Genomic DNA, 23,212 nt, shown 5'->3' with positions numbered 1-23,212 from the left:
CAAGAGACTGGATGGTAGCGTTGTAGCTGAACATTTTCAGGTAGCGCAGCGCACTCTGGCTGACAAGCGGCATCGGTGAGGATAGGGAGAATTACATGAGAAATTGTCTGGTGATGGGAGCGGCAGGCTATATCGGTTCCTATCTGGTACCCCACCTGCAGACCCTCGGCTACAAGGTGATTGCCGGGGCGCGACGTCCCTGCCGCTTGCCGGAGGGGGTCGAGTTTCGCCTCGCCGACAGCCTAAAGCCCATCACCCTGCTGCCTGCGCTGGCGGGCATCGATACCGTCTTCTATCTGGTGCATGCCATGGGGGCGGGGGCCGATTTTCACCGGCTGGAGCAGCAGGGGGTAAAGAACTTCGCTGCCGCCGCCCGTGCCGCCGGGGTGCGCCGCATCATCTATCTCGGGGCAATCCAGCCCGAGCAGTGCAACAGCCGCCATCTCAACTCCCGACGCTACTGTGGCGAGCTATTTCGTGACTCCGGCGTACCGACGGTAGAGCTGCGCGCCGGCATCATCATCGGGCCCGGTTCGGCGGCGTTCGAGGTGATGCGGGATCTGGTGTTCAACCTGCCGATGATGGTGACGCCCAAATGGGTGCGCTCGCGCACGCCCCCCATAGCCCTCTCCAACCTGCTGCACTATCTGGGCGGGCTGGTGGAAGCCGACGAGGTGGATGGCCGCATCTTCAATGCGGTCGGCCCAGAACTGCTCAGTTATCAACAGCAGTTGCAGAAGTTCGCCGCTCATATCGGCAAGCGCTGCCCCATCATTCCCATCCCGTTTCTGAGTCCGCGCCTCTCCGCCTGGTGGCTGCAGTTCGTCACCTCGGTGCCTCAGCCGGTGGCCAAGGCGCTGGTGGGGGGTCTCAAGCACGATATTCCGGCCGATGATGGCCCGCTGCGGGCCCTGCTGCCCCAGACCCTGCTCAGCTTCGACGAGGCGCTGGCGGAGAGTCTGGCGCTGGAGCAGAAGCTGGGTGCCGAACAGCAGGGGCAGGAGACGCCGCTCGGCCTGCGCTGGCGCCATCCCGAATATGGTTTCTATGACCGTACCGCCAGCGGCGAGGCCATCTGCCTTGCCTCTCCCGAGGTGGTGTGGCAGGTGTTGCAGCAGCTGGGGGGTGAGCAGCGCTATTTCTACATGAACGAGTTGTGGGTGGTGCGCGAATGGATGGATCACCTGATCGGCGGTCCGGCCCGTACCCGTGGCCGCAGCAATCCCGATCGCTTTGTGAAGGGGGACATGCTTGACTCCTGGCAGATCCTTGGGGTGGATGAGGGGCGCAGGCTCGATCTCTTGTTCAACATGAAGGCTCCGGGCGTCGGGCGGCTGGAGTTCAACATACTGCCGGAGGAGTCGGGTCTGACCCGCATCCGGGTCACCGCTCACTGGCACCCGCAGGGCGCCTGGGGGTTGGCCTACTGGCTCGCCATGCTGCCGTTCCACCTCTTCATTTTTCAGGGGATGACAGAAGCCATCGCCCGCCAGGCCGAAGCGAGGGCAGGTATCCCGGTGATGGATTAACCCTCTTCACATCATTCCCGCATAAAAAGTGCCCCGTTTGGGGCACTTTTTATGCGGCGGCCATGCCCGGTTATGGCAGATAGTGGTAGGCGTCTCATGGCAAAGGCTGGCATCATGCCGCGGTCTTGTTTACCGCGGATAGATAATCAGTCAGAAAAAGAAGGGATTATGAAGAAAAAACCGTCAATTTTGGGGGGCGCCTGCATCATTGCCAGCGTCTGCGTGGGAGCCGGCATGCTCGGTCTGCCAAGTTCGGGGGCGGGGGCCTGGACCCTCTGGTCGGTGCTGGCGCTGACTGTCACCATGGTGATGATGACCCTCTCCGGCTGGATGTTGCTGGAATCCTTCCAGCACCACGATATGCGGGTCTCCTTCAATACCGTGACTCGCGAGCTGCTGGGGGAGAAGCTCAATCTCCTCAACAACCTCTCGGTCTACTTTGTTGGCGGCATTCTGCTCTACGCCTATATCACCTCCTCCGGTGCCATCCTGCAGGGCATTCTGGGGATCGACAGCAAGCTTGCATCCGTGCTGTTTGTGGCGCTCTTCTCTGCGGTGGTGTGGCACTCGACCCGCGCCGTTGACCGTATTTCGGTGGTGCTGATCGCCTTCATGATCCTCAGCTTCGCTCTCGGTGTGGCCGGTCTGCTCGGCAGTATCAAGCTGCCGACCCTGCTCGATCTGGCGGGCAGCGAGAGTCGCTACGCCCCCTATGCCATGGCGATGTTGCCGGTGGCGCTCACCTCGTTCGGCTATCACCACTCGGTCGCCTCCCTGCGTGCCTATTACCAGAACGAGCAGCAGGCCAGATGGGCCATTCTGGGGGGAACCCTGATCGCGCTGGCGCTCTACGTGCTCTGGCTGCTGGGGATCTTCGGCAACCTGCCCCGTCAGGATTTTGCTCCCGTGATTGCCAAGGGAGGAGACGTGAGCGTGCTGCTCTCTGCGCTTTCAGGGGTGATCGAATCGGAGAAGGTGGCCAGCGCCATCAACGGCTTCTCCATGGCGGCCATCCTCTCCTCCTTTATCGGAGTGGGGCTCGGGGTGTTCGACTATCTGGCTGATCTGTTCAAGTTCGATAACAGCCGCGCCGGTCGCTGCAAGACCTGGGCGGTCACCTTCCTGCCGCCGCTGCTGCTCTCCCTGCTCTTCCCGTTTGGCTTCCTGCTGGCCATCGGCTATGCCGGTGCCGCCGCCACCATCTGGACCTGCATCATCCCGGCACTGCTGGTGTTGCGCACCCGGGCACGGGCCGAGCGGGGCGAAGTGACACCCCACTTCGTTACCCCCGGCGGCAAGTTGATGGCCTGGTTGCTGATCCTGTTCGGATTGGCGACCGCGCTGTTCCACTTCCTGTCGATGGCAAATCTGTTGCCGGTCTATCTGGGCAACTGAGTCAGGTCTACAGCACTGACAGAAAGGGCGGCAAGGCCAACTTGCCGCCCTTTTTGCGCCATTTTTACCCCACATGGCAGGATCTATAACTAAAGTGGTAGGTGTGGGTGGGGTAAGGTGCTGAAAGAACTGATCTGATCTGGCTGGCGGCAGCATGATCTGCTGGGCATGCCCACCGCTTTCTTTTATGATCCCCGCCCTTCTGCGTGCCCCCTGTCGGCACCTCATTTGCACCAACCACATCGGGGTCCCCCATGTCCGATCTGCGTCAAGAAGCACTCGATTACCACGCCCAGCCCGTACCGGGCAAAATTGCCATCGCCCTGACCAAGCCTGCCGAAACCGCCCGCGATCTGGCGCTGGCCTACAGCCCGGGTGTTGCCGAGCCGGTGCGCGAGATCGCCGCCAACCCGGCCGATGCCTATCGCTATACCGGCAAGGGCAATCTGGTGGCCGTCATCTCCAACGGCACCGCCATTCTGGGTCTGGGCAATCTGGGGCCGCTGGCTTCCAAGCCGGTGATGGAGGGCAAGGCCCTGCTGTTCAAGCGCTTTGCCGGCATCGACGCCATCGACATCGAGGTGAAGCACGAGACCAGCCAGCAGTTTATCGACACGGTGGCGGCCATCGCCGATACCTTCGGTGGCATCAATCTGGAAGATATCAAGGCGCCGGAGTGTTTCGAGATTGAAGAAGAGCTGATCGCGCGCTGCGACATTCCGGTGTTCCACGATGACCAGCACGGTACCGCCATCGTCACCGCCGCCGGTCTGCTCAATGCGCTGGAGATCCAGGGCAAGCTCATCAGCGACAGCCGCATCGTCTGCATGGGGGCGGGGGCAGCCGCTACCGCCTGCATGGACCTGCTGATCAAGTGTGGCGCCAGGGTGCACAACATCTTCATGCTGGATCGTCAGGGTGTTATCCACACCGGCCGCAGCGATCTCAACAAGTACAAGCAGCGCTTCGCCAACGAGACCCCGCTGCGCACCCTGATGGATGTCATCGAAGGGGCGGATGTGTTTGTCGGTGTTTCCGGCCCCGATGTGCTGCCCGCCGAAGCGGTCGCCCTGATGGCGCCCAATCCGGTGATCTTCGCCTGCTCCAACCCGGATCCGGAGATCAAGCCTGCGCTGGCCCACGGGGTGCGCAGCGACCTCATCATGGGGACCGGTCGCTCCGACTACCCGAACCAGATCAACAACGTGCTCTGCTTCCCCTTCATCTTCCGCGGTGCCCTCGATGCCCGCGCCAGCCGCATCAACGATGCCATGAAGATTGCTGCGGTCGAGGCGATCCGCGCGCTGGCCAAGGAGCCGGTGCCGGCCGAAGTGCTGAACGCCGCCGGGGTGAGCGAGCTGGCCTTCGGCAAGGATTACGTCATTCCCAAGCCGATGGATGCCCGTCTGCTGCCGCGCGTAGCCCGCGCCGTGGCGCTGGCGGCGGTGGCCTCCGGCGTTGCCCGCATCGAGCTGCCCGCGGACTACATGCTGTAATCCGGTGTTGCAAACGGCCCCATAGCGGGGCCGTTTTTATTTCTGTTTCTGACGACAGCCAGAGACGCCAGCCGGGTGACAGGTTGGGGCAGATGGAGGCAAATCGGGTTCAAAGGTGGTCAAACAGCGCTCTCCTCTGACACAATATTGCCACTATGACGCTAACGAGAATCAAGATGCAGCAGCCTGTCAGCGGCCGTTTGGCCCACGCCCTCTCCTTCTTGCGCCATGATGGTCGCCACTTTGCCCAGTTTGTCTGGGGCCGTTTCCAACAGGACAGATTGACGGTCACCGCCGGTTATCTGGCCTATGTCACCCTGCTTTCGCTGGTGCCGATGATCGCCGTGGTCTTTGGCATGATGTCCGCCTTCCCGGTGTTCCAGAGCCTCAAGCAGGCGATGGAGCAGTTCGTCTACCACAACTTTGTGCCGACTGCGGGCGATATGCTCAAGGAGTACATCGACGGCTTCGTCGCCAATGCCACCAACACCACGGCTGTGGGGATCGGGGCGCTGGTGGTGGTGGCGCTGATGCTGATCTCCGCCATCGACAAGAACCTCAACTACATCTGGCGTTCGACCCAGGGCCGCCCGCTGGCGCAGGCCTTTGCCATGTACTGGATGATCCTGACCCTGGGGCCTGTGCTTATCGGGGCCAGTATCGCCATCTCCTCCTATATCTTCTCGCTGCGGCTGTTTGGCGCCGAGAGCCTGTTCGGTATCGGTTATCTGCTGTTGCGCGGTTTGCCGTTCCTCTTCTCGGTGCTCACCTTCCTGCTGGTCTATACCGTGGTGCCGAACTGCAAGGTGCGGCTGATCCACGCCTTTATCGGTGCGCTGGTAGCTGCGACCCTGTTCGAGCTGGCCAAGCGCGGCTTTGCCATCTACATCACCAACTTCCCCTCCTATCAGGCCATCTACGGCGCGCTGGCCACCATCCCGATCCTGTTTGTCTGGGTCTATCTCAGCTGGCTGGTGGTGCTGCTGGGGGCTGAAACCACGGCCTGCCTCGGCGAATACGAGAAACCGGCGAGTGAGGAGCTGGGCTAAGCCATCGCCTTGGCCACCGGTTTATTGGTAGCATCGACGACCGCCCCTGCGAGGGGCGGTCGTTCTGTTTTCAAAGGAGAGGGATGTGATTGCATTGATTCAGCGGGTCAGCGAGGCCAGCGTGACTGTCGAGGGGGAGGTGACCGGCGCCATCGGTCAGGGGCTGCTGGTACTGCTCGGGGTGGAGCAGGGGGATGATGAGGCCAAGGCCGACAAACTGCTGCACAAGGTGAGCGGCTATCGGGTCTTCAGTGACGAGAACGGCAAGATGAACCTCAATGTCGGCCAGATCGGCGGCAGCCTGCTGGTGGTCTCCCAGTTCACCCTGGCGGCCGATACCAAGAGTGGGATGCGCCCGAGCTTCTCCTGCGGTGCCCACCCGAGCGAGGCCGAACGCCTCTATGACTACTTCGTGGCCAGGGCCGCCGCCAGCGGCATCCCGACTGCAACCGGGCGTTTTGCCGCCGACATGAAGGTGGCGCTGGTCAACGACGGCCCGGTCACCTTCTGGCTACAGGTCTGAGGATGCCTGATCCCGCGGTATGACGTGGACGATCACGTTGATGAGCCCTGCGACCGGATAGGGGGTAGCCGGGCCAATCAACTGCTCGATCAGCGTCAGGGCGTGGGTTAGCTCCAGTTCGGTGCGCGGCAACAGGTTGATGACCAGAGTGCCGTTCAGCCGGGGTGCCAGCGCCCGGTAGAGCCGCTCCTGAAACAGCAGCAGCGGGTTGCCATCCTGACTGAAGAGATCGAGCAGGATGAGGTCGTACTGCTGCTCGCTCTGCTCCAGAAAGGCGAGAGCATCGGCCTGATGGAGTGTCGGAACGGCTTGCCCATCGTGTGCCTGATGCTGGAAAAACTGCTGATAAACGGTCAGTACCTCTTCGTCGATGTCAACGCACTCGTGGCGGGCCGAGGGCCAGCGCAGGCTCAGATGACGGGTGAGATCGCCGCCACCCAGCCCCAGTTCGAGGATCTGCCCGGCCTGTTCCGGCAGCAGGCAGGCGATGACCCGCTGATGAGGCAGACAGAGGGCGGCGGGGTCGGCGAGCGACATGGCGGATTGCACCACGCCGTCTATCTCCAGCCAGCGGTGCTGGTCATTTTCCTGTACCGTGAGGCGGCGCTGGGGTTTGACGCTGAGGTGCAACAAGTGATCGGCTTGGTACGCTTGCAGATTGAAGTCCATGAATTTGCACGGCAAGATGGTTTCCGACCAGTGTAACTCAAGGATGAAACTATGTACCGGGTAGTCACCCCTCAGACAGTCGCCGAGCTGGATGCCTACTACCAGTTGCGCTGGGAGCTTCTGCGTAAGCCCTTCAATCTGCCCGTCGGTTCCGAGCGGGACGAATACGATACGGTCGCCATTCACCGTCTGATGTTGGCTCCCGATGGTACTCCCATCGCTGTGGGCCGCCTCTTTATCGGCGGTGACGAGGCGCAGATCCGCTTTATGGCGCTGCGTCCCGAATATCGCGGCCAGGGGCTGGGCGCCAAAATGGTGGAGGATCTCGAGCAGCTGGCCCGCAGCGAGAAGGTGAAACGGCTGGTGATGAACGCCCGCCAGGAGGCGGTGGAGTTCTATCGCAAGTGTGGCTTTCTCGAAGTGGGGGGCGGCCCCGTCTCCTTCGGCCGGATTCCCCATCGCCAGATGATCAAATCCCTGAGCCCGTTGCAGACTATCCAGTACCGCCCGGAGTGGTGTCAGGATCTCACCACCCGCTGGTCGCGCGGGGTACCCATCAGTGAGAAGATGGGGATGCACATCAGCCACTACGACGGCCAGACCTTCCACCTCAAGGCCAATCTGGCGGCCAACTTCAACGTGCATGGCAGCATGTTCGCCGGCAGTGTCTACAGCCAGTGCGTGCTGGCAGGCTGGGGGCTGATCTGGTTGCAGCTTAAAGAGGAGGGGCTGGTGGGCGAGCCGGTGCTGGCCGAGAGCTCCATCAAATATCATGGCCCGGTCGATGAGGAGCCGGAGGCGCGAGTAGCCCGCGAGGGGATGCCCGCTGTGCTGCAGCCTCTCAAACGGGGGGAGCCTGCCACCTTCAGCCTCAAGATCCAGCTGTTCAGCGGCAGCAAGCTGGCGGCGGAGTTCTGCGGTCACTATGTGGTGCAGCCGCCCCGCCGTCCGGGCCAGTAACCGCGTCGTTTCCCCATCAAACAACAAGGCCTCATCATGAGGCCTTGTCTGTTTTTACCCTTGTTGGCTGTCGCTTGTCTGCCCGGCTTGGGTCTGCACTTGGGCCTGGTTTTGGGCTTTCGTTGCGGGAGCCGGTCGCCAGAGCGGGGCGCTGTTGCCTTGCGGCGGATAGCGTACTCCCACTTCCCAGCCGCAAGAGTCCTGCTTCTGCGGGAAGCTCCAGGCCAGCGTGGGTTCCGTCAACGGCCCGCGCCACTGGCCGAGCAGCTCGGCGCAGCGGTTGCCGTTGAGGATCCCCAGATCCAGCTGCCACTGCTCGTTGACCAGATCGATCCCACCTTGCAGCGCCAGCAGATGGGTGATGGTGGAGGCGCCAGCCTGCTCGACTTGTAGTTGCCCCTTGTCGATCTTGCCCTGCAGCTTGATGCGGTAGAAGGGGGTGTCACCCTCCTGCATCGCCTGCCACAGCTGTTCCGGCGTCAGGGTGGGCGGGGTCGCTCCCTTGAACCACTCATCCAGCAGCGGATCTATCTTTACCTTGTCCCAGAACGGCTCGTCGGCATCGAGGGCAAAGCTGCCCTGCAGGGTCTGGCGCCACTCGCCCGCCGTTTTGCCGTGTTCGGCTTGCAGGTCGGCGCTCACGTCCGCCTTGCCGGCAAAGGAGACCGGGGAGTGGAATAGCTTGCCCCATTGCTGTAGATCCAGCTTGGTCGCCTGCAGTTGGAGGCGGCTGCTCTGGCCCGGTTCGCGGCCCCACTGGCCACTCAGGCTGAGGGAGCCCTCATCCGGCAGCGAGCTGGTGAGCTTGCCCAGTTGCCAGGAGCTGGGGGTCAGCTCCCCATACAGTTCGCCGTTGCGGGCGCTGAGGCCATCCCACACCAGCTCGAACCACTTGCTCTCGATACGAGCACGGCCGAGCAGCGGGCCGGGTTGGTTATCGCGCAGGGCGAGATCGCTCAGATAGAGCTGCCAGCCGGTCAGCGACAGGGGCAGGGTATCGTCGAAGGAGAGCACCTTGAGCTTGTCGAACGCCAGCTTGCGGATATCGACCTGCTGCGGGCGCCAGCTCTGCCAATCCTGCCACCACCCTTGCGGCAGGCTGATATCCATGCCGCTCAGCGCCACGTCTTTCAGGGTCAGCTTCTGCTGCTGGCTATCGAGGGAGAGCTCGACATTGAACTCCCCTTCATAGGCCTTGCCCTGCAGTTCGCCGTCGATCTGCTGGGGCGAGAAGGCGAGCTTGCCCTTGATCTCCTCCAGCTGGAACAGGCCACGGCCCATGTCGCCCAGGGTGCCGCTCAGATAGCCGGTGGGCTGGCTGCCCGCCTGCCAGTTGAAGGCGGTGAGCTGGCCGCTGAAGTTGTTGAAGGAGAGTTCCTGATTGATGTCGTTGAGGCTGACGCCGTCCAGCTGACCACGATCCAGCGATACGCTTTGCAACGGGAAGCGCTGCGGGAAGCCTTGCTGTGTCAGATCCCCCAGCTCGACCCGCATGCCGCGCGCCTTGAGGTCATGCAGTTGCAGGGTGCGAGCGGGCCAGTCCAGCACCATGCCGGTCTCCAGCAGACCGTCAAACAGGTTGGTCACCAGCTTGTCGGTGCGCAGCACTTCTCCTTCCAGCCGTCCTTGCAGGTTGAGACGGGCGAAGGTGAACTGCGGAGTCTCCAGCTGGCCGATATTGAGGCTCAGGTTGGCCTGTGGTTGCCGTTTCGGGTCGATCAGCTCCCAGTCACTCAGGGTGGCATTGAGTCCACGCAGGGTCAGCTCGGGGCTCTCCAGACTGAGCCTGTCTATGGTGCTGTCGCTGATGGTGAGGGAGTGCACCGGCAGGCTAGGTAGCTGGTTGGGCAGCGGCAGCTTGATGGCGGGGCGAATGAGATCGAGATGGGCGATGCGCACGTCGCGGCTCAGCCAGTCGATGCTCTCGACCTCCAGATAGATCTTGTCTAGGGAGACCGCATCGCCGTAACGCACCTGCTCCGCCAGCAGGGTGTAGGGGTGCAGCGGGTTGAACACCAGTCGCCCTATGGTGACCGGCACGCCGGTCTGCTGGCTGATCCAGCTGGCGATGGGGCCTTTGGCGCGCTCGGCGTCGAACAGGCCGAGGGCAACCCAGACAAACAGCAGCAGGAAGGCGAAGGTGTAGAGCAGGCCGCGTAGCCAGGAATTCATGGGTGCTTTCCTCCTGTTTTGGGATGTGTTGTCAGGCGTTTGAGTAGTGGTCTCGCAGACCGAGCCAACGGCGAATCAAGGGTTCGACATGGCTTGGATGCCTATCCATGAGGACATGTGTCCATTTTCTGCATCTACCTCGATCAGGCATTGGAATAGTGATCCCGTAAGCCGAGCCAGCGCCGTATCAAGGGTTCGACATGACTCGGATGCCTATCCATCAGGAAGCGCGCCATTTTTTGCACCTGTGGAATAAGCGGCTGATCCCGCACCAGATCAGCGATCTTGAGGTCGGCCAGACCGGTCTGGCGGGTGCCGAGCAGTTCCCCCGGGCCGCGCAGTTCCAGATCGCGCTGGGCGATGAGGAAGCCGTCGTTGGTTTCCCGCAGCACCCCGAGCCGGCTCTGGGCCGTCTTGGACAAGGGGGCATGATAGAGCAGCACGCAGTGTGAGGCCACCGCTCCCCGGCCAACCCGACCGCGCAGCTGGTGCAACTGCGCCAGCCCGAGCCGTTCCGGGTTCTCGATGATCATCAGGCTGGCGTTGGGCACATCCACCCCCACCTCGATGACGGTGGTGGCGACCAGCAGTTGCAGTATGCCTGCCTTGAACTCCTCCATCACCCGCTGTTTCTCCACCGGCCGCATCCGGCCGTGTACCAGCCCGATATGCAGGCCGGGCAGCAGGTTTTGCAGCTCGGCGGCGGTATCCTCGGCGGCCTGACACTCCAGCACCTCCGACTCCTCGATCAAGGTGCAGACCCAGTAGGCCTGCTTGCCCTCGGTGCAGGCGAGTTTGACCCGCTCGATCACGTCGCCGCGACGGCTGTCGGGCAGCGCGACTGTGGTGATGGGGGTGCGGCCCGGCGGCAGTTCGTCGATCACCGAGGTGTCGAGGTCGGCATAAGCTGTCATCGCCAGGGTGCGGGGGATGGGGGTGGCGGTCATGATGAGTTGATGGGGATGCACCCCCTCACGTTCCCCTTTCTCGCGCAGGGCGAGGCGCTGATGCACCCCGAATCTGTGCTGTTCATCGATGATGACCAGCGCCAGACGCTGGAACACCACCTGCTCCTGAAAGATGGCGTGGGTGCCCACCACCATCTTGACGCTGCCATCGGCGATGGCGGCCAGCGCCTCCTCCCGTGCCTTGCCTTTCTGCTTGCCCGCCAGCCAGCCGACTCCGATGCCGAGCGGCTCCAGCCACTTGGCGAAGTTGATGGCGTGTTGTTCCGCCAGCAGTTCGGTCGGCGCCATCAGGCCCACCTGACAGCCGTTGCCGATGGCCTGCAGGGCGGCCAGCGCTGCGACCAGGGTCTTGCCGGAGCCCACATCCCCCTGCACCAGCCGCATCATGGGGTGGCTCTGTTGCAGATCCTTGCTTATCTCGGCTACCACCCTGCTCTGGGCGCCGGTGGGCTTGAACGGCAGGGCGCCGAGCAGCTGTTCGACCAGCGCAGGCGCCGGTTTGAGGGCGCGGGCCAGCTGGGTTTGTGCCTGAGCACGTACCTTGAGTACCGAGAGATTGTGAGCCAGCAGCTCCTCCAGTACCAGTCGCTGCTGGGCCGGATGTTGGCCGCTTTCCAGCAGCGGCAGCGCTACCGATGGGGGCGGGCGATGCAGCAGTTTCAGGGCGGCGGCCAGTTCAATCTGGTGGGGATAGAGGCCGGCGGGCAGCAGCTCCTCCACGCCATAGAGGTCGAGCTGGGCCAGCGCCTGATCGGTGAGGTTGCGCAGGGTGAGCTGGCGTAGCCCTTCGGTAGTCGGGTAGACGGGGGTGAGCGCCTCTTCGGTCTGACCGGCCTGCTCCTCGCCGAGCAGCTTGTACTCGGGGTGGGCCATCTCCAGCCCGTATTTGCCGGGGCGCACCTCGCCAAAACAGCGGATCAGGCGGCCCGCCGCCAGACTGTTTTTCTGAGCGGCGGTGAAGTTGAAGAAGCGCAGGGTGAGGGTGCCGGTGCCATCGCTGATGCGACAGACCATCATGCGGCGGCGCCCCATCACCAGCTGAGTGTCCTGGATTTCGCCCTCGACTGCGCCGTGCAGGCCGGGCGGCAGATCGCCGATGGGCCACACCTGGGTGCGGTCCTCGTAGCGCAGGGGAAGGTGGAACAGCAGATCCTGTACCGTGGTCAGTCCCAGCCGCTCGAGCTTCTCCTGCATCTTGCTGCCGACACCCTTGAGGCTGTCGAGAGGAATTTTATCCAATTTCATCAATTAGATGCCCGAAAACACTGTAAATATGTCCAGATGATAGGGGTTGTTGAGGGGCCGATGCAAGCCGAGTTGCTGCTGGTTGGGTCGCCAACGCGGGGGAGATGGCGGATATAACAAAGGCCTGCCGAAAACGGAAGGCCTTGGTCTGATTGCCGTTGGGCTGGGTGGGCGCTGCGCGCCCCGGGGTCAGATGATCCGCTTGAGCAGCAGATGCGCCTTGACCCGGTGGATCCGTCCCAGCAGCTTGCGCACCTGTTCCGGGTAGTCCTGGATCTGTTCCACCTGATCGAAGTGACTGATCCGCTTGGTGTTGGTCAGGATGTTCTCCCGCTCCGCGTTGAACTGGGGACGCAGCAGGTGGCGACGATCGTGCACCAGCAGGCCGTTCTCCAGATCCAGCGCCCAGGCGCGGGGGTTGAGGTTGTTGCCGGTGAGCAGGGCCCACTCGTCATCCACGAAGATCCCCTTGAGATGGTAGGAGTTGCGCTCGCAACACCAGAGCATCAGGTTGAGGCGACCGTCGTCGATGTGACGCTGGTTGCGCTCGGCAAACTTGCGCAGGTTGGTCTCGTAGAGATAGGGCAGGCCACCGATGGTGGAGAACTTCTCTTCCGGCGGAATGAAGAAGTCGTTGGCGGTCTTGTCGCCCACTACGATGGTGACTTTGCAACCGCGCTGCAGCAGATCCTCGATATCCTTGCTCAACTCCTTGGGCGGGTTGAAGTAAGGGGTACAGATAAAGATCTCCCGCTCGGTGGCGCGCACCAGATTGCGGATCATCAGGTTGAGCTGATTGTTGCGCTTGCCCAGACCCACCATGGGGGTGACGGCCACCTCCTGGGTGTTGACCGGCATGGTGCTGAAGCGGTACTGGCTCTGGCGCAGGTTCTGCTTGAAGCGGCGGATCGGCCCCTTCAGCTGTTTGGCGCTGGGGATATCGCTGTGATCCAGTCGCTGCACCGCGTCGCTCTTCACGAACAGGTCATCCACATAGTTGACCATGCTGCGGGCCAGCTCCGGGCTGGTGATCTGGTGATAGCGATCGAAGCGGTAGCGATCCTGCTGGTGCAGGTAGATGTCGTTGAGGCTGGCGCCGGAGTAGAGCACCACATCATCGAAGATGAAGCCCTTGAGGTGGAGCACGCCGAGCAGCTCGCGCCCCTTGACTGGCACGCCGTAGATTTCGATCTGGTGCTCGTGTTCGGCAGCCATGGCCTGGTACATCAGGTGGTTGCCGCCCTGCTTGCCTTTGCCGATCAGGCCGCGCTGGGCACGGTGGAAGTCGACGAACAGCTTGATGTCGAGGGCCGGATTGCGCTGCTTGGCTGCGTAGAGGGCGGAGAGGATCTCCCGGCCCGCTTCGTCATCCTGCAGATAGAGCGCGACCAGATTGATGCGCCGGGTGGCACTGGCGATAAGCGCAAGAATGCGGCGTTTGAAATCCTGGGCGCTATAGAGCACTTCAAACTGATCCGCTGCGACGGCGATCTGGGGCAGGCGCGCCAGCAGTTGTCGATAATGGGCCGATGAATGCATAGATAAACCTGAAATCACGGGGTTAAGCGTTCCACTCGGAGCGATGAATAGGCGATTCTAGCAATCTCGCCCTCTCAGCCAAAGAAAGAATCATCAGAAAGATGAAAAAGGCCTCACGAGTGAGGCCTTTTTGTCAGCATTTCGCCCTTGTCAGAGGAAGCTGTAGATGATCATCGCCATCACGCCGCCGGTGGTGCCGATGATGGTTTCCATCACGGTCCAGGTCTGCAGGGTCTGCTTCTCGGTCAGGCCGAGGTAGCGGTTCGCCAGCCAGAAACCGGAGTCGTTGACGTGGGAGAGCACGATGGCACCGCCGCCGATGGCGATGGTGACGGCCGCCAGCTGGGCACCGTTCAGGCCGAGCGGCTCCAGCATCGGCAGCACCAGACCGCAGGCGGTCAGCATGGCGACGGTGGCAGAGCCCTGAATCACCCGTACCGCAGCGGCCAGAATGAAGGCCAGCGCGACGATGGGCAGACCGGAGTCGGCCAGCATGTTGCCAAGGGCGGCACCCACGCCGGAATCAACCAGCACCTGCTTGAACACGCCACCGGCACCGGTCACCAGAATGATGACGCCTGCCGGCTGGATGGCGCTGTTGCAGACGCTCATCACCTCGTCACGGGACATGCCGCGGCGAATACCCAGCAGATAGAAGGCGGCCAGACAGGCGACCATGATGGCGGTGAAGGGGTGACCGATGAACTCCAGCCAGTTGTGCAGGGTGGAGCCCGCCTCGACGAAACGACCGACGATGGTCTTGAGGCCGATCAGCAGCAGCGGCAGACCGATGAGGCCCATGGCCAGCCCGAAGGAGGGCAGGGATTTGCTGTCATCGTGGACGCTGTTCTGGGCATCGGCAGGCAGCGGTACATCGACGATCTTGCTGATGAAGTCACCGAACAGCGGGCCAGCCAGGATCAGCGCCGGCACGGCGGCGATCAGGCCGAACAGGATCATGTAGCCGAAGTCGGCACCCAGCTGGGATGCCACCAGGATCGGGCCCGGCGCCGGGATAAGGAAGGCTTGGCAAGTGGCGATACCGGCCAGCAGGGCGATACCGATCTTCACCACACTGCCGCCGCCGCGACGGACGATGGCGAAGGCGACACCGATCAGCAGCACCACGGCCACGTCAAAGAACAGCGGCAGGGCGCAGACAAAGCCGGTCAGGGCCATGGCCCAGTTGGCGCGCTTGACGCCGAACTTGCCGAGCAGAGTGTGAGCCACCCGGTCGAGGGCACCGGTCACTTCCATCACCTTGCCGAACATGGCGCCCAGCGCCACCACTACCGCGACGAAACCGAGGGTGCCACCCATCCCTTTCTGGATGGTGTTGGCGATGTCGGCCGGGTTCATGCCAGCGGCGAGACCCGCCACCATGGAGACCAGGATCAGGGCTACCACGGCGTGGAGCCGGGCCTTCATCACCAGGAAGAGCAGCAGCACAATCGAGCCGGCGGCTGTCATGATCAGGGAGAGGTCAGACATTGTTATGCGTTCCTTTTTCCAAGTTCAGTCGTGACACCTTGCCGATCCGTCGGCAAACCATATCTTTATGATTTATTTAGATTTATGGCAAGGGCTCAACATCATATGCCCAGGTGACTATGGGTTTGCTCAGTCTGTGGCAGACTTCACATTTTCAATCGTTACCGGTAACATGTTACCGGTAACGTGTTAGATTAGAACCCATCAACAGCTGGTTTTTTGAAAAGTGGGACAGAGGTCAAATTATGGCGGGTAAGTGCATTATCGTGATGGGTGTGTGTGGTAGCGGCAAATCCAGCGTGGGTCTGAAAGTGGCCGAAGCGCTGGGCGCCAAGTTCATCGATGGTGATGACCTGCACCCCAAGGCCAACATCCAGAAGATGGCTGGCGGCAACCCCCTCAACGATGAGGATCGTGCCCCCTGGCTGGAGCGGATCCGCGACGCCGCCTACAGTCTCGAGCAGAAGAACGAGACCGGCATCATTGTCTGTTCCGCCCTCAAAAAGAAGTACCGCGACCAGATCCGCGAAGGCAACGAGTCGGTCAGCTTCATTTTCCTCGATGGCAGCCAGCCGCTGATCCTCGAGCGGATGCGTGCCCGCAAGGGCCACTTCATGCGTGAAAGCATGGTACAAAGTCAGTTCGATACTCTGGAGCGCCCGGATGGCGAAGCCGGTGTATTCCACATTGATATCGACGGCACCTTCGAACAGGTGGTTGACCGCGCCGTCACAGCATTGGAGCAAGCCCAATGATTCATCAGGTAATTTCCGACGTCACCGCCCGCATCCGCGAGCGCAGTATCGCCCGTCGTCAGGCATTTCTGGCCCGCATCCAGCGTCAGGCAGAGCAGGGCAAGACCCGCGCCGCGCTGGCCTGCGGCAACCTGGCCCACGCCGTGGCCGCCTGCAGCAGTGACGAGAAGGGTCGCATTCTCGATATGACCCGCGCCAACGTCGGCATCGTCACCGCCTACAACGATATGTTGAGCGCACACCAGCCCTATCAGGGCTATCCGGATCAGATCAAGGCGGTACTGGCCGAGCTGGGCCACAGCGCCCAGGTCGCCGGCGGCGTGCCCGCCATGTGCGATGGCGTGACCCAGGGTCAGCCGGGAATGGACATGTCCCTCTTCTCCCGCGACCTAATCGCCCAGGCGACCGCGCTGTCGCTCTCTCACAACACCTTCGACGCCACCCTGCTGCTCGGCATTTGTGACAAGATCGCTCCGGGTCAGATCATGGGGGCCCTCTCCCACGCTCACCTGCCGACGGCATTTGTTCCTGCCGGCCCCATGGCGAGCGGCATCAGCAACGACGAGAAGGTGAAGGTGCGTCAGAAGTACGCCGCCGGTGAAGTGGGTCGCGATGCCCTGCTGGAGATGGAGTGCGGCGCCTACCACGCAGCAGGCACCTGCACCTTCTACGGCACCGCCAACACCAACCAGCTGGTGTTCGAGGCCATGGGCCTGATGCTGCCGGGCTCCGCCTTTGTGCACCCGCATAGCGAGCTGCGCCGCGCCCTGACCGCCGAAGCGGCCCGTCGTATCAGCGCCATGATCCCGGGTTCCCCGGCCTATCGCCCGTTGAGCGAGGTGCTGGATGAGCGCTCGCTGGTCAACGGTCTGGTGGCCCTGCTCGCCTCCGGCGGCAGCACCAACCACAGCATCCATATGGTGGCACTGGCCCGCGCGGCCGGTCTGGTACTGACCTGGGATGACATCAGCGATCTCTCCGACGTGGTGCCGCTGCTGGTTCGCATGTACCCGAACGGCCCGGCCGACGTCAACGCCTTCGAACAGGCGGGCGGCGTGCCCGGCCTGATGCGCCGTCTGGCGCAAGAGGGGCTGATCCACATGGATGCCACTCCGGTCTTTGGCGAGATGCAGGATTACCTCAGCCGTCCGGCACTGGTCGATGGCCAGCTGGTATGGCAGCCGGTGGGCGAGAGCGGCGACGCGAGCGTGTTGTCGCCTTCCGGTAGCGTGTTCCAGGCCACCGGCGGCACCAAGCTGCTGGCGGGCAATCTGGGCCGCGCCGTGGTCAAGGTCTCCGCCGTGGCTCCCGAGTATCGGGTGATTGAAGCACCAGCGCGGGTCTTCTCCTCCCAGCATGCGGTGGAAGCGGCCTACAAGGCGGGCGATCTCAATCAGGATGCCGTTATCGTGGTGCGCCACAATGGCCCGGCCGCCAACGGTATGCCGGAGCTGCACAAGCTGATGCCGGTGCTCGGCAACCTGCAGAAGGCGGGTTACAAGGTGGCGCTGGTCACCGATGGCCGTCTCTCCGGTGCCTCCGGCAAGATCCCGGCCGCCATCCACGTCACCCCGGAAGCGCTGCACGGCGGGGCCATCGGCCTGCTGGCCGACGGCGACCTGCTGCGGGTTGATGCGGTAAACGGCAGCCTCGACTGCCTGACCGATTTGAGTGGCCGTACCCAGGCCGAGATTGACCTCACTCTGGAACAAGAGGGGTGGGGCCGTGAACTGTTCAGCGTGATGCGTCGCGCGGTATCGAGCGCCGAGTGTGGCGCTACCATCTTTGACTAAGGAAGAGCTATGCAGAACTGGAAAGTGACCCCGGCCGAGGTGTTTGCCGCCTCCCCGCTGGTACCCGTGATGGTTATCAACGAGCTGGATCAGGCCCTGCCGATGGCCAAGGCGCTGCTCGACGGCGGCATCTCTGTCTTCGAAATCACCTTGCGCACCCCGGTGGCGCTCGATGCCATCGCCCTCATCGCCAAGGCGATGCCGGATGCCATGGTTGGTGCCGGTACCGTGCTCAACTGCGAGCAGTTTGACGCCGCCGTCGCTGCCGGTGCCCGTTTCGTCATCTCCCCGGGGATGACTCCGGCCCTGCTGGCTCACGCAGCCAAGAGCACTGCACCGCTGATCCCGGGTGTGGCTACTCCGTCTGAAGTGATGCAGGCGCTGGAAGCAGGCTATGACCATTTGAAGTTCTTCCCGGCCGAAGCGAACGGCGGCACCAAGGCGCTCTCCGCCATTGCCGCCCCGCTGCCCCAGGTGAAGTTCTGCCCGACCGGCGGTATCGGCCCGAAAAACGTGGCCGACTATCTGGCGCTCAAGTGCGTTGCCACTGTCGGCGGCTCCTGGATGCTGCCGGCCGATGCGGTCAAGAGCGGCAACTGGGAGGAGGTAACCCGCCTCTCCCGCGAAGCGGTTGAGCTGGTTAAACGTTAAGCCTCAGTTGTGCAGAAAACCAAACAGGCCACCCTCGGGTGGCCTGTTTGCTATCAGCGTGACTTAAGTGGGTGAGGGAAGGGATTACCCCAGACTCTCCCCGACATAGAGGGAGAAGCCGATATCCTTGCGGGTGTCGGGTTGGGATTGGCCGCTGAGACGCGCCAGCAGCATGGTGGCCGCCTCCCGACCGATCGCTTCCCGCGGGGTGGCGATACTGGCCAGTTTGGGGGTCATGGCGTGGCCGATGTCGAGAGCGTTGCAACCGGCGATGGCGATCTGCTGGGGCACCGGGATCCACTTGGCTTGACACTGCAGCAGGGCACCCACCGCCAGGTCATCGTTGGTGCAGAACAGGCCGTCGAGGTCGGGATAGCGTACCAGCGCCTGATCCAGCAGCTCGCCTCCCAGAGTGAAGCTGGAGGATTGTTCGGTCAGCAGATGCTGGCCGGTGAGGCCGAAGTCGGTCATCGCCTGATAGTAACCCTCCATCCGCAGCTGGGTACGCACGTCGAGCCGCGCTCCCAGATAGACCACCTTGCGTCGGCCCCGGTGCAGCATCTCTGTTACCATGGCCCGGGCCGCGGCTCTATGGTCCATGCCGACCACCATGTCGATGGGGGTTTGCGGCAGATCCATGGTCTCCACCACCGGAATGCCGGCGGTGGCGATCATCTTGCGGGTGCGCTCTGTGTGCTGGCTGTCGGAGAGGATCAGCCCATCCACGTGATAGGAGAGCAGGGACGCGACCTGCTCCTCCTCTCGCTCCGGGCTGTAGCCGTAGTGGGCCAGCAAGGTCTGGTAACCGGCCGGTCGGGTTACCGACTCGATGCCATGGATCACCGCCGAGAATACCTGGTTGGAAAGTGAGGGGATCAGGATGCCGATCGCCTTGCTGGTCGCGTTGGAGAGAATATCCGGCGCCCGATTGGGGATATAACCCAGCTCTTCCACTACAGCTGCGATCCGCTCGCGGGTCCCCTCCGCTACGGTCTGCGGGTCGCGCAGATAGCGGCTGACAGTCATCTTGGTTACGCCGGTCTGGTCGGCGATATCTTGCAGGGTGGGGCGGCGCTTGCGGGTGGGGCTCATAGGGGTGTCCAGCGTAAATGTTACATGTAACATTACCGTTTTTGGCGGATAAAGTCAGCATATGAAGCCGTTTTTGCAGGAGTTTTCCGATGATCAGAGGCAAGCAGTTCGTGGATGTCCGGTTCGAGCAACAGGATGTGGAGGGGGAGCAGTTCTCGGAGTGCCGCTTTATCGGCTGCAACTTCTCCTGGCTGGATTTGAGCGATAGCCGCTTCATCGACTGCAGCTTCTACGAGCGGGAGAGTGAACGGGGCTGCCTGTTGCAGGGTTGCGATCTGCGCGAGGCCAGCTTCCTGCGCTGCGATCTCACCATGGCCGATTGCAGCCGTAGCCAGTGTCTGGGGTTGGAGATGCGCGACTGTCAGGCGGTCGGTATCAACTTCGGCCACGCCAGCTTCGCCAACCAGATCACCGCCAAAAGCTACTTCTGCGAGGCCCATCTGACCGGCAACAACTTCAGCTACGCCAGCTTCGAGGGCTGTCTGCTGGAGAAGTGCGAGCTGACCGGCAACCGTTGGCTGGGGGCCAACCTGTTTGGTGCCTCGCTGGCGGGTTCCGATCTCAGCGGCTCCGAGTTTGGCCAGATTGACTGGACCAGCTTCAAGCTGCAGGGCTGCGATCTGCGCCAGTGCGACCTGCCGGGGCTGGATCTGCGCCGGGTCGATCTGCAAGGGGTGCAGATCAACGAGGATCAGCAGCAGACCTTGCTGGAGCAGATGGGTCTGGTTGTCTTCCCCTGAGCCGAGCGAAAAATTAGGTAATTTTTCATCAAATGGGAGCGACAGCGGGTTGCTGTACTCCTGAAACGACAAAAGCCTGCGTGATGCAGGCTTTTGCTAGTGAGCGTGTGATGCGTTTGTCGGCCGGGTTGACTCAACCCTTGGCCAGCCATTTGGTTGGGTTGATGGCCTCGCCCTGATAGCGAATTTCGAAGTAGAGGCCAGGTCTGTCCTGACCGCCACTGTCACCGACCAGCGCCACCGGCTCACCCTGTTCCACGTTCTGGCCAACTTGGCGCAGCAGCGACTGATTGTGACCGTAGAGGCTCATATAGCCTTTGCCGTGGTCGATCACCAGCAGCATACCGAAGCCGTCGAGCCAGTCGGCGTAGACCACTTGTCCCGGCGCGACCGCCTTGACCTGGGTCCCTTCGCTGGCGCCGATCAGGGTGCCTTTCCACTTGAGCTGGGCGGTGCGCGGTGAACCGTAGGAGATGAGGATCGGCCCCTGTACCGGCCAGCGCAGGCTGCCATTGGTCTTGAGACCACTGTAGTGACCGGCACTGCTGATGCCCGAGCCGCGTTCCGGTTTGCTGCTGGCTACCTCGTCGGCCGGTTCTGCCGGTTTGACGGTTTTGTTCTGCTGGGCGGCGAGTCGTTGTTGCTCGGCGCGGCGCTGTTCAGCCAGCTTGCGCTGACGCTCCTGCTCCGCTTTCAGCTTGGCCAGCCGTTCCCGCTCGGCCCGTTCACGGCGCTCCTGCTCTTCCCGCTTGCGACGCAGCTCTTCCAGCCGGGCTTTCAGCGCCTTCTCCGCCTTGACCAGCTTGGTGAGCTTCTGCTCGTCATCCTGCACCGACTGCTGCAACTGGTTGCGCACCTTGGCCCGGCTCTGCTGGCTGGCCAGCAGGGTCTGGTGATGCTCCTGCTGTTCGGCAAGCAGGGTCTGCAGTCTGGTTTCGGTCTCTTTGGTGGCCAGCTGGTTTTTCGCCAGCTTGTCGCGGGTGGCGCGCAGGGCGTCGATGGCCTCGATGCGGGCCTTGTTGAGGTAGTCGTAGTAGTCGAGGGAGCGGCTCAGTTTGGCCGGATCCTGCTGATTGAGCAGCAGTTTGAGGTAGTCGTGGTTGCCCGCCTGAAAGGCGCTCTCCGCCTGTTTGGCCAGCAACTGCTTTTGATGTTTGGCTTGAACTTCCAGCGCCAGCTTGTCTTTTTGCAGGGTCGCCAGCGTCTGTTGGTTCTGCTTCAACTGCTGCCTGGTCTGGTTGAGTTTGGCGGCGGCGGCCGAGATGGCCTGCTCATCAGCCTTGAGCTGGGTATTGAGCTTGGCAAGCTCCTGCTTGCTGAGCTTGATGGTCTGCTGTTGTTCCTTGATCTGGGACTGCATGGTCCCCAGCTGCTGATTGGCGGCCAAAGCCGGTTTGCTGGCGCCAAACGACAGGCAAAAAAACAGCGCGCCGGCCAACAGGCCGACGCGACTGGTTTTCTGTGAAATAACTTCGCATCCCCGCATGGGGAAGGATTATTTCAGAATCATCAGGGGCTTGCCAGTCATTTCCGGCGGCACCGGCAGACCCATCAGGGTCAGCATGGTGGGGGCCAGATCGGACAGTTTGCCACCTTCAACTACCTCGGCTTTGCGACCGAAATAGATGAGCGGAACCGGCAGATTGGTGTGGGCGGTGTGGGCCTGACCAGTCTCTTCGTCCAGCATCTTCTCGGCGTTGCCGTGGTCGGCAGTGATCAGGCACTCGCCACCCACTTCGGCCAGGGCGTCGGTGACGCGACCGATGCAGTGGTCAACGGCTTCACAGGCTTTGACTGCGGCATCGAACACACCGGTGTGACCAACCATGTCGCCATTCGGGTAGTTACAGATGATGACGTCGTACTTGCCGCTCTTGATGGCCGCAACCAGCTTGTCGGTCAGCTCTTCGGAGCTCATTTCCGGCTGCAGGTCATAGGTCGCCACTTTCGGGCTGGCCACGATCTCGCGATCTTCGCCAGTGAAGCAAGACTCTTCGCCACCGTTGAAGAAGAAGGTGACGTGAGCATACTTCTCGGTTTCGGAGATGCGCAGCTGGGTCTTGCCCTGCTTGGCCAGCCACTCACCCAGGGTGTTGACCAGAGCGGTCGGCGGGTAGGCACAGGCAGTTTTGATGTCGGCCGCGTATTCGGTCAGCATCACGAAGTTCAGTTTCGGCTCGACTGCACGGGCGAAGCCGGTGAAGTCGGTGTCAACGAAGGCGCGGGTGATTTCACGGGCACGGTCGGCACGGAAGTTCATGAAAATCAGCGCATCGCCATCTTCCATCGGGGCAGCTTCGCCGATGCGGGTGGCTTTGACGAACTCGTCGTTCTCATCGCGGGCATAAGCGGCAGCCAGCGCTTCGGTGGCGCTCTCGGCGGTGAACTCGCCCTTGCCCTGGGTCATCAGGTCATAGGCTTGCTGCACGCGATCCCAGCGGTTGTCACGGTCCATGGCGAAGTAACGGCCGATCATGGAAGCGAAACGACCCTTGCCCAGCTTGGCGAACAGGGCATCGAACAGCTCGATGGAGGACTGGGCGGAGCGCGGCGGAACGTCGCGGCCATCCAGGAAGGCGTGCAGGTAGATCTTCTCGGCGCCACGCTTGGCAGCCATTTCGATCATGCCCATGATGTGCTCTTCGTGGCTGTGTACGCCACCCGGGGACATCAGGCCCATGATGTGAACGGCTTTGCCGTTGGTGACGGCAGCGTCAACAGCCTTGGCCAGCTCGACGTTCTGGAAGAATTCGCCATCCTGGATGTCTTTGGAGATGCGGGTCAGCTCCTGATAGACGATGCGACCGGCACCGATGTTGACGTGACCCACTTCGGAGTTGCCCATCTGGCCATCAGGCAGACCAACGTCCAGACCGGAGCCGGAGATCAGGGTGCTGGTGTAGTCACGGGCCAGACGATCGAGGTTGGGAGTCTTGGCGGCAGCGACGGCGTTGTGCTCTTGCTTGGTGCTGTAGCCCCAACCGTCCATGATGACCAGAACCAAAGGTTTCTTAGCTGTTGACATAAGACTATGTCCTCTCGGATTGGAAAAAATGCGGGAAATGAAACTAGCGTAATATTACTACATCTGCCGAAATAGTCACCTGATAGCCAAGGGGCGCTCCCGCGGCCCCGCAAGCCACGC

Annotated in this window: 18 protein-coding genes; 10 read left to right on the top strand and 8 right to left on the bottom strand. The window is 62.2% G+C overall.

Translation table 11 applies throughout. The features are described 5' to 3' along the window. Nucleotides 1-95: 95 nt before the first annotated feature. The 5 genes from G5149_RS19535 to dtd all read left to right on the top strand — a co-directional run bounded on the left by G5149_RS19535 (nt 96) and on the right by dtd (nt 5,992). The gene (locus G5149_RS19535; RefSeq protein WP_337073734.1) at nt 96-1,529 is read left to right on the top strand and encodes a DUF2867 domain-containing protein; all 1,434 of its coding nucleotides are present in this window, start codon (nt 96-98) and stop codon (nt 1,527-1,529) included. Between the two features lie 168 nt (nt 1,530-1,697). Then, nucleotides 1,698-2,924, top strand: a complete 1,227-nt coding sequence (locus G5149_RS19530) for an aromatic amino acid transporter (RefSeq protein WP_100652317.1) — start codon at nt 1,698-1,700, stop codon at nt 2,922-2,924. A gap of 254 nt (nt 2,925-3,178) precedes the next feature. Continuing rightward, the gene (locus G5149_RS19525) at nt 3,179-4,420 is read left to right on the top strand and encodes a malic enzyme-like NAD(P)-binding protein (protein ID WP_421213417.1); all 1,242 of its coding nucleotides are present in this window, start codon (nt 3,179-3,181) and stop codon (nt 4,418-4,420) included. Between the two features lie 176 nt (nt 4,421-4,596). After that, the gene (locus tag G5149_RS19520; RefSeq protein ID WP_005340664.1) at nt 4,597-5,469 is read left to right on the top strand and encodes a virulence factor BrkB family protein; all 873 of its coding nucleotides are present in this window, start codon (nt 4,597-4,599) and stop codon (nt 5,467-5,469) included. A gap of 85 nt (nt 5,470-5,554) precedes the next feature. Continuing rightward, nucleotides 5,555-5,992 carry a D-aminoacyl-tRNA deacylase gene (dtd, locus tag G5149_RS19515; RefSeq protein ID WP_337073732.1) on the top strand — a complete coding sequence of 146 codons (438 nt, stop codon included), beginning with the start codon at nt 5,555-5,557 and terminating at the stop codon, nt 5,990-5,992. Here dtd and G5149_RS19510 read toward each other — a convergent pair. Continuing rightward, nucleotides 5,981-6,661, bottom strand: coding sequence for a spermidine synthase (locus G5149_RS19510; RefSeq protein WP_204382781.1), 681 nt, complete (start codon nt 6,659-6,661; stop codon nt 5,981-5,983). The two genes, dtd and G5149_RS19510, sit on opposite strands and share 12 nt — an antisense overlap. A gap of 51 nt (nt 6,662-6,712) precedes the next feature. Between G5149_RS19510 and G5149_RS19505 the strand changes: the two genes are divergently transcribed. Continuing rightward, nucleotides 6,713-7,621 (top strand): bifunctional GNAT family N-acetyltransferase/hotdog fold thioesterase, encoded by a 909-nt coding sequence (locus tag G5149_RS19505; protein ID WP_139477767.1) that lies wholly within the window; start codon nt 6,713-6,715, stop codon nt 7,619-7,621. Between the two features lie 54 nt (nt 7,622-7,675). Here the strand turns inward: G5149_RS19505 and G5149_RS19500 are convergent, their stop codons facing one another. The 4 genes from G5149_RS19500 to gntU all read right to left on the bottom strand — a co-directional run bounded on the left by G5149_RS19500 (nt 7,676) and on the right by gntU (nt 15,036). Then, nucleotides 7,676-9,793 (bottom strand): AsmA family protein, encoded by a 2,118-nt coding sequence (locus G5149_RS19500; RefSeq protein ID WP_216979708.1) that lies wholly within the window; start codon nt 9,791-9,793, stop codon nt 7,676-7,678. Between the two features lie 143 nt (nt 9,794-9,936). Beyond that, on the bottom strand, nt 9,937-12,006 hold the full coding sequence (gene recG, locus G5149_RS19495) for an ATP-dependent DNA helicase RecG (protein WP_421213414.1): 2,070 nt from the start codon (nt 12,004-12,006) through the stop codon (nt 9,937-9,939). Nucleotides 12,007-12,195: 189 nt separating this feature from the next. Then, nucleotides 12,196-13,545 carry a CDP-diacylglycerol--serine O-phosphatidyltransferase gene (gene pssA / locus G5149_RS19490; protein WP_421213412.1) on the bottom strand — a complete coding sequence of 450 codons (1,350 nt, stop codon included), beginning with the start codon at nt 13,543-13,545 and terminating at the stop codon, nt 12,196-12,198. Nucleotides 13,546-13,695: 150 nt separating this feature from the next. Next, a complete protein-coding gene (gntU, locus tag G5149_RS19485; RefSeq protein ID WP_005355418.1) occupies nt 13,696-15,036 on the bottom strand; it encodes a gluconate transporter in 1,341 nt (446 codons plus the stop codon). Between the two features lie 245 nt (nt 15,037-15,281). On the opposite strand from gntU, the gene G5149_RS19480 reads away from it, so the two are divergent. The 3 genes from G5149_RS19480 to G5149_RS19470 are packed head-to-tail and all read left to right on the top strand — an operon-like array spanning nt 15,282 to nt 18,235. Further along, the gene (locus tag G5149_RS19480) at nt 15,282-15,791 is read left to right on the top strand and encodes a gluconokinase (protein ID WP_005340649.1); all 510 of its coding nucleotides are present in this window, start codon (nt 15,282-15,284) and stop codon (nt 15,789-15,791) included. Next, a complete protein-coding gene (gene edd / locus G5149_RS19475) occupies nt 15,788-17,584 on the top strand; it encodes a phosphogluconate dehydratase (protein ID WP_265776195.1) in 1,797 nt (598 codons plus the stop codon). Before G5149_RS19480 ends, edd begins: the two co-directional genes overlap by 4 nt. Nucleotides 17,585-17,593: 9 nt before the next feature. After that, complete coding sequence (locus tag G5149_RS19470) at nt 17,594-18,235, top strand: bifunctional 4-hydroxy-2-oxoglutarate aldolase/2-dehydro-3-deoxy-phosphogluconate aldolase (protein WP_005342660.1); 642 nt, start codon at nt 17,594-17,596, stop codon at nt 18,233-18,235. An 84-nt stretch (nt 18,236-18,319) separates the two neighbouring features. On the opposite strand, the gene G5149_RS19465 is transcribed toward G5149_RS19470, so the two are convergent. Next, nucleotides 18,320-19,327 carry a substrate-binding domain-containing protein gene (locus tag G5149_RS19465; RefSeq protein ID WP_106844209.1) on the bottom strand — a complete coding sequence of 336 codons (1,008 nt, stop codon included), beginning with the start codon at nt 19,325-19,327 and terminating at the stop codon, nt 18,320-18,322. 89 nt (nt 19,328-19,416) lie between these two features. On the opposite strand from G5149_RS19465, the gene G5149_RS19460 reads away from it, so the two are divergent. After that, nucleotides 19,417-20,067, top strand: a complete 651-nt coding sequence (locus tag G5149_RS19460) for a Qnr family pentapeptide repeat protein (RefSeq protein ID WP_421213411.1) — start codon at nt 19,417-19,419, stop codon at nt 20,065-20,067. Between the two features lie 133 nt (nt 20,068-20,200). On the opposite strand, the gene envC is transcribed toward G5149_RS19460, so the two are convergent. Both envC and gpmM read right to left on the bottom strand, forming a co-directional pair. Then, complete coding sequence (envC, locus tag G5149_RS19455) at nt 20,201-21,553, bottom strand: murein hydrolase activator EnvC (RefSeq protein ID WP_421213409.1); 1,353 nt, start codon at nt 21,551-21,553, stop codon at nt 20,201-20,203. Between the two features lie 9 nt (nt 21,554-21,562). Beyond that, the gene (gene gpmM / locus G5149_RS19450) at nt 21,563-23,092 is read right to left on the bottom strand and encodes a 2,3-bisphosphoglycerate-independent phosphoglycerate mutase (RefSeq protein WP_005356867.1); all 1,530 of its coding nucleotides are present in this window, start codon (nt 23,090-23,092) and stop codon (nt 21,563-21,565) included. Nucleotides 23,093-23,212 lie beyond the last annotated feature (120 nt).

Origin of the sequence: Aeromonas sp. 600479 (assembly GCF_049175515.1) — a bacterium.
Lineage (GTDB): Bacteria > Pseudomonadota > Gammaproteobacteria > Enterobacterales > Aeromonadaceae > Aeromonas > Aeromonas veronii_A.
The sequence above is the reverse complement of the archived record's forward strand: the minus strand, read 5'-3'. Positions and strand labels throughout refer to the sequence as shown.

Excerpts from the sequence above, each read along its gene's own strand:
- G5149_RS19530 (WP_100652317.1), top strand. The coding sequence starts at position 1,698 with ATGAAGAAAAAACCGTCAATTTTGGGGGGCGCCTGCATCATTGCCAGC.
- gntU (WP_005355418.1), bottom strand. The coding sequence starts at position 15,036 with ATGTCTGACCTCTCCCTGATCATGACAGCCGCCGGCTCGATTGTGCTG.
- G5149_RS19510 (WP_204382781.1), bottom strand. The coding sequence starts at position 6,661 with ATGGACTTCAATCTGCAAGCGTACCAAGCCGATCACTTGTTGCACCTC.
- recG (WP_421213414.1), bottom strand. The coding sequence starts at position 12,006 with ATGAAATTGGATAAAATTCCTCTCGACAGCCTCAAGGGTGTCGGCAGC.
- G5149_RS19505 (WP_139477767.1), top strand. The coding sequence starts at position 6,713 with ATGTACCGGGTAGTCACCCCTCAGACAGTCGCCGAGCTGGATGCCTAC.
- G5149_RS19480 (WP_005340649.1), top strand. The coding sequence starts at position 15,282 with ATGGCGGGTAAGTGCATTATCGTGATGGGTGTGTGTGGTAGCGGCAAA.
- G5149_RS19535 (WP_337073734.1), top strand. The coding sequence starts at position 96 with ATGAGAAATTGTCTGGTGATGGGAGCGGCAGGCTATATCGGTTCCTAT.
- G5149_RS19470 (WP_005342660.1), top strand. The coding sequence starts at position 17,594 with ATGCAGAACTGGAAAGTGACCCCGGCCGAGGTGTTTGCCGCCTCCCCG.
- G5149_RS19460 (WP_421213411.1), top strand. The coding sequence starts at position 19,417 with ATGATCAGAGGCAAGCAGTTCGTGGATGTCCGGTTCGAGCAACAGGAT.
- gpmM (WP_005356867.1), bottom strand. The coding sequence starts at position 23,092 with ATGTCAACAGCTAAGAAACCTTTGGTTCTGGTCATCATGGACGGTTGG.
- edd (WP_265776195.1), top strand. The coding sequence starts at position 15,788 with ATGATTCATCAGGTAATTTCCGACGTCACCGCCCGCATCCGCGAGCGC.
- pssA (WP_421213412.1), bottom strand. The coding sequence starts at position 13,545 with ATGCATTCATCGGCCCATTATCGACAACTGCTGGCGCGCCTGCCCCAG.
- G5149_RS19500 (WP_216979708.1), bottom strand. The coding sequence starts at position 9,793 with ATGAATTCCTGGCTACGCGGCCTGCTCTACACCTTCGCCTTCCTGCTG.
- envC (WP_421213409.1), bottom strand. The coding sequence starts at position 21,553 with ATGCGGGGATGCGAAGTTATTTCACAGAAAACCAGTCGCGTCGGCCTG.
- G5149_RS19520 (WP_005340664.1), top strand. The coding sequence starts at position 4,597 with ATGCAGCAGCCTGTCAGCGGCCGTTTGGCCCACGCCCTCTCCTTCTTG.
- G5149_RS19465 (WP_106844209.1), bottom strand. The coding sequence starts at position 19,327 with ATGAGCCCCACCCGCAAGCGCCGCCCCACCCTGCAAGATATCGCCGAC.
- G5149_RS19525 (WP_421213417.1), top strand. The coding sequence starts at position 3,179 with ATGTCCGATCTGCGTCAAGAAGCACTCGATTACCACGCCCAGCCCGTA.